The organism is Methylophaga sp., assembly GCF_965655755.1.
GTDB lineage: Bacteria > Pseudomonadota > Gammaproteobacteria > Nitrosococcales > Methylophagaceae > Methylophaga.
Genome location: NZ_CBFHHW010000058.1, coordinates 1 through 4,974, shown reverse-complemented (window position 1 = coordinate 4,974; position 4,974 = coordinate 1). Strand labels below are relative to the sequence as shown.

Annotated in this window: 7 protein-coding genes; 6 read left to right on the top strand and 1 reads right to left on the bottom strand. The window is 42.4% G+C overall.

The genetic code is table 11. The features are described 5' to 3' along the window. Nucleotides 1-159: 159 nt before the first annotated feature. Entirely contained in the window at nucleotides 160-552 is a 393-nt protein-coding gene (locus tag ACTF5U_RS12160; RefSeq protein WP_438971899.1) for a hypothetical protein, read from the top strand. Nucleotides 553-574: 22 nt separating this feature from the next. Here ACTF5U_RS12160 and ACTF5U_RS12155 read toward each other — a convergent pair whose 3' ends face one another. Continuing rightward, entirely contained in the window at nucleotides 575-754 is a 180-nt protein-coding gene (locus tag ACTF5U_RS12155) for a hypothetical protein (protein WP_438971898.1), read from the bottom strand. 66 nt (nucleotides 755-820) lie between these two features. Here ACTF5U_RS12155 and ACTF5U_RS12150 point away from each other — a divergent pair, with 66 nt between their 5' ends. The 5 genes from ACTF5U_RS12150 to ACTF5U_RS12130 all read left to right on the top strand — a co-directional run. After that, complete coding sequence (locus tag ACTF5U_RS12150; protein ID WP_438971897.1) at nucleotides 821-1,360, top strand: hypothetical protein; 540 nt, start codon at nucleotides 821-823, stop codon at nucleotides 1,358-1,360. 302 nt (nucleotides 1,361-1,662) lie between these two features. Further along, nucleotides 1,663-2,622, top strand: a complete 960-nt coding sequence (locus tag ACTF5U_RS12145; protein WP_438971896.1) for a hypothetical protein — start codon at nucleotides 1,663-1,665, stop codon at nucleotides 2,620-2,622. Continuing rightward, nucleotides 2,619-3,104, top strand: coding sequence for an NUDIX hydrolase (locus ACTF5U_RS12140; protein ID WP_438971895.1), 486 nt, complete (start codon nucleotides 2,619-2,621; stop codon nucleotides 3,102-3,104). The genes ACTF5U_RS12145 and ACTF5U_RS12140 overlap by 4 nt, the downstream gene beginning before the upstream one ends. 104 nt (nucleotides 3,105-3,208) lie before the next feature. Beyond that, complete coding sequence (locus tag ACTF5U_RS12135; protein WP_438971894.1) at nucleotides 3,209-3,718, top strand: DUF6653 family protein; 510 nt, start codon at nucleotides 3,209-3,211, stop codon at nucleotides 3,716-3,718. Nucleotides 3,719-4,168: 450 nt separating this feature from the next. Next, nucleotides 4,169-4,974, top strand: an 806-nt coding sequence (locus ACTF5U_RS12130) for an alanine/glycine:cation symporter family protein (RefSeq protein ID WP_438971893.1), incomplete at its 3' end; no start/stop codon positions are given.

Sequence of the window (4,974 nt, the reverse complement as noted above, 5' to 3'; positions counted from 1 at the left end):
GATGGAATGAGAATGCCATTAGATTTTACAAAACGTTGGGTGCAACTGTTGATGCGGTAGAATCGAATTGTGATCTCATGTTAACTAACAATTAGTCGTTCTAAACCAAAGGGCATAATACTTGACAACAAGTAATACATTAAGTACCTTTACTATAACATGCAAACAGAAAACTCATACAATAAAATAATTTCCAACGGTATCTTTGGTATGATATTCCTTCTGTTTGCGCTTTCTTTTTCAGCTCAAAACACCAACAATTCTATTCAGCGTGCAGACACAATGCACGAGGCAACAAACCACTTCAATAACGAGGCCACCCCAACTAGTGTTTTCGACTACTCTTCTCACCTGCTTAAATCACAATATTTACAAATTCAAAAGTTTAAATATGCATTAAACAAGGACAATTACTCTGCGGCTAATGCTTTCTATAAAAATTTATTCATCAGCGAATTATCTAAATATTTAAACATTAAACCCGAGATGGCAACCAAACGTTACCTTCGGTTAAAACTCCCTTCAAAGAACGACCCTCCTCTGATTTCATAATCTCTTTATTTTCAAAAAATCATTACAAAAAAGTTGTGTTCATTCTTTCTTTCTTGAATTCAACAAGATTATCAGTACCAACTCTTTTACCAGCATACTCAGAAGCTTCTTGATGAGACTCTAAAATACCACCAAACATTTTACCAATATCTTTAACTAATGCAGCAGACTTATCGGCGCAGCTGATTAAGGCGTTAGGCATGCAAGTTCTGACAGATGTTTTACAGATCACGAAAGAAAACATAACAATCAAGCAAAGGAGTTGTTTATGAAGTTCATGTTATTTCCGAGTTACGTTTTGGTGGTATTACTCGTTTATGGTAATACAGTGTTTGCAGACACACTTTCTTATCGGGACAAGGCAGACCAATGTATTGAGCACGGATACAAACTCTGTTGGCGCTATTGTCTTGCGGCCGCTAAGCAACAAGAGGCAGATCAAACGGCTAAGCTTGGAGAGCAGTGTGATGCTGAACACAACAAAAAATTTACGAATACACCCTATCAATCGAAAGCCGATCCAGATTATCTTCCTTCAGGTTCGTGGTGGTTTGGTAATGATGTTGTAGGCATATATCGACATAATGCTGGCAGGGCTAGACATATCATTGACGCACCATCACATCCGAAATGGAAAGAAAAATGTGCAAGTACAGCGCGTATTGAGCCATCAATGATCAAGTCACTGATGGAAAACGGAAAAACGTTACAAAAAGGAATGAAAGTTCATTTGAGCAAAATACAAGTTAAGGCAATATCCAGTAATCGGTTTGAATGCAAGGCGGTGAAGGTTGAGGTGCTTGATTAACCATGAAATGGACTGATTTTGATAAAATGCCTAACACTGTGCTGTAGCCGGAATAATTGGGGTCAGAGTAAAATTAAATATTCAATCTTTTGAAACTTAAGTTAAATCAAAAATAACTTTACTCTGCCCCCGATGATTATTAGATTCGTATTTGCACTTACTAAAAACATAACAATTCACTCAATCCGACCGCGCTAACGCACGGCCGGTTAGCTTAAACGTTAAGCTGAGTGAGATGATTTTACCATCACACCAATTCAGTTGAGCTGTTTCTGAGTTTAAGTTTGTTTTGAGAAAACAGGATGTTATTAAAAGAAAAATTGCTTCTTTCAAACTGTGACTCCGTTAGATGCCTCTCTCCAGGTGAGCTAAGAAAACGCTTCCTTACAGGTATGACATTTGGCGAGGGCGTTGTAATTTCTCCGAACATTCTGATCGACAATCTTGAGTTTCATCGTCTGCTGTCTCGAAGAAATATAGTTAAATATTTGAACGAAGAGGGTCAGGGAGCACTTGTTCTAAGGGGCTTTAATCTCAGTGAAGGCATGTCTCTGTTGGATTATTATGAGGCGCTACCCAGTGATTTCATTCTTTCGAGCGTTGAGGGCAGTCCCACCAAATCCAGCTTAGGTAAGTGGCAGGAGAGTGATCTTATCGACCGTATAAAGGCTACTCAAAAGGCTCTGGCCGAGCTCGAATATCTTACCGAAAAACTTGAACTATCGCCTGATAGTTTGACCAGGGAAGTTAGCCGACGTCTGCATGATGATAGTTGTATAGGCCATTTTTTTGATGATGATGGTGAACGTACTCTTTTTTATAACTTGGTAAAAGACAAAATATCCCGTTCAGAATGGTATGGTATTTCTGATGACTATTTCGGAAAGAAAAGTGAATTAACCAGTCGTCAGTTCAAGGCAGAAGTTATCGATCCGGCATACAATTCTCTCTTCGCAAAAGAAGGTGAAGGCTTTCTGCAAGATAATATAAAGTATATTAATGATGTTCCAGAGATTATTCTAGACGCTAGTGTTTCTTATAGATCCTTGCGGAAGGAGATAGAACTTGTTGAATATGCTTTTAAAATTTTTGAAATTATTTCAACTATGGGTACGACAGCGCTTTCTAAGTTGATAACTGATCAGGCGATGGATTATGTAGAAGGAAAAATGTCTGAACGTGGAGAAGACTACTTTAGTCGAAAAAATTGGTTTGGTATGTATCAAAAAATGCAGCGTGCAATAGGCTTGGAGTTAAAGTGAAAGCTGTATATGAGAATCCTTGGTTTAGTGTGATTAAAGATGGTCAATTTCACTACATAAGGGAGTCTGGCTCCCAAAATGGCGCAGTGGTACTGGTAAGATCTGCCCAAGGCTTTGTATTTGTGGAAGTTGAACGTAAAGCAAACAAAGGAGTTTTTATTGAGGCTCCACGAGGCTATGGGGAGCCCGGTGAAACAGCGCGTCAATGTGCTACCCGAGAGCTGGAGGAAGAGACTGGTTTAAAAATTAGTGAAGATTGGCTTGTCGAGCTTGGAACGCTTCAGCCCAATTCAGCCATTTTAGCCTCAACAGTGACCGCATTCTTCGTGGACGTTGGTCAAGCAACTCCCTCTTCATCTACAGATAGTGAAGTCCAAGGCCCCGTTGTAATACCTGAGGATCAGATCAAGGCCGTCATCGGATCAGGCCGTATTACTGATGGTTTTTCGTTATCTGCTTTTGCGTTGTTGTGGGCACGATAGGCTTTATATTTTTCCGTGTTTGGTGGCAGGCATCACAATTCACGTAAGGTGGACGTTCCTGTCGGGCCGCCGCTTCGCTCCGCGTTATTTTTCTAGGAATACGCATGGATATCATTAAAATCGCAGAAAAATCAATGTCCATGACTGACGAAGTATGGATGAGGCATTCCAATCCATGGAGCGTATACACTAGATTTACTGCATTGCCGATAATTTCCATTGCATTTTGGTCGAGAGATTGGATTGGGATCTATTCCATCGCTCCAATATCTCTAGCTTTTTTGTGGGTTTGGCTCAACCCTCGCCTGTTTAATGTACCAAGAAAAACAAATAGTTGGGCCTCAATGGGTACCTTTGGAGAACGAATCTACCTAAATCGGGAAAATACAGATATTCCCGTTCGGCATCGTACATTCTGCCGAACTTTACAGTCTTTATCAGCTCTTGGCCTGCCATTCTTTATTTATGGACTGTATGCGTTAGATTTTTGGATCTTAGTTCTCGGCAATTTTTGGATAATGGTTTTTAAAGCATGGTTTGTAGACCGAATGGTGTGGTTATACGTCGATATGAAAGATTCTAATCCCAATTATCAATCGTGGTATAAAACATAACAAATGGTTGTAGGCGCCACGCAAAGCGCGCGGCTAGGACGCCTCCGCGTTCACTCCGGCGCCACTAAGCATGTGCGTTAAGAAGGGAAATGAAGCTATTACTCACCGCCGTGCTTATCGCTGTGGTCGTGTTCGTCTCGCCTCTTATGGTTTTAGTTACAGTTTTTACCAGAAAAGGTGTCTACCCTTGTCAGACATTACCCGTAAGTAGCTTTTTAGTTAAGTCTAAGCCAAATAGATATTTAACTGTCACTCTTTGGTATTTGATTAAATGTGCTCATAAAGACAACTTTACTCAGGTCAGGATGGTTGGGGTAAGGCCTGAGTCCTATTTTCAATATTCTGCATCGATAGTCCATCCACGTCGATTCTTTCCATCTTGCTGGTTCTCTGTTTGACAGTTATCGCCATCTAACATAAGTTCAGCTAGTACTTTTCAAGGAATTGAGCATGGAACTACTGTCAGAGTGGGTGTCTACGTTATCTGGCTGGGTCTGGGGCCCGCCTATGTTGATTTTACTGGTGGGAACCGGTGTTTACCTTACGGTCATTCTCAAGGGGCTGCAGTTTCGTGCGCTTGGTCATGCTTTTCGTCTGGTGCTTGCTAAAGATGATAAGTCAGCGGGCGATATCAGTCACTTTGCGGCTTTGACGACAGCGCTGGCAGCAACGGTCGGTATCGGTAATATTGTCGGCGTTGCTACGGCGATCACCTTGGGCGGTCCCGGCGCTGTTTTCTGGATGTGGATAACCGGCCTTGTCGGCATGGCAACCAAATATGCCGAGGCTTTACTTGCAGTGAGATATCGTGAGCAGGGTGAGAAGGGGATGCGTGGCGGACCAATGTACTACATTGCCAAAGGCGCCGGTCTGCCATGGCTAGGTGTCCTCTTCGCTGTATTCACTGCTGGCGCCGCTTTCGGTATCGGCAATATGACCCAAGCAAACTCCGCTGCCGCGGTCTTGGATGAGGTATTCGGTATTGCTAGCTGGTTAACCGGCGGTATTTTAATGATCATGACTGGGCTGGTATTGATTGGCGGCATTCGATCTATTGGTCGTTTCACCTCAATGCTGGTGCCCTTTATGATTGTGGCCTACCTTGGTGCGGCTTTAGTTGTCATTATTCTGAACATCCAGGAAGTGCCGGATGCGTTCGGATTAATCTTCTGGCATGCCTTCAACCCGATTGCGGCAGGTGGTGGTTTTGCCGGGGCCGCAGTGGCTGCGGCTATTCGTTATGGTGTCGCACGTGG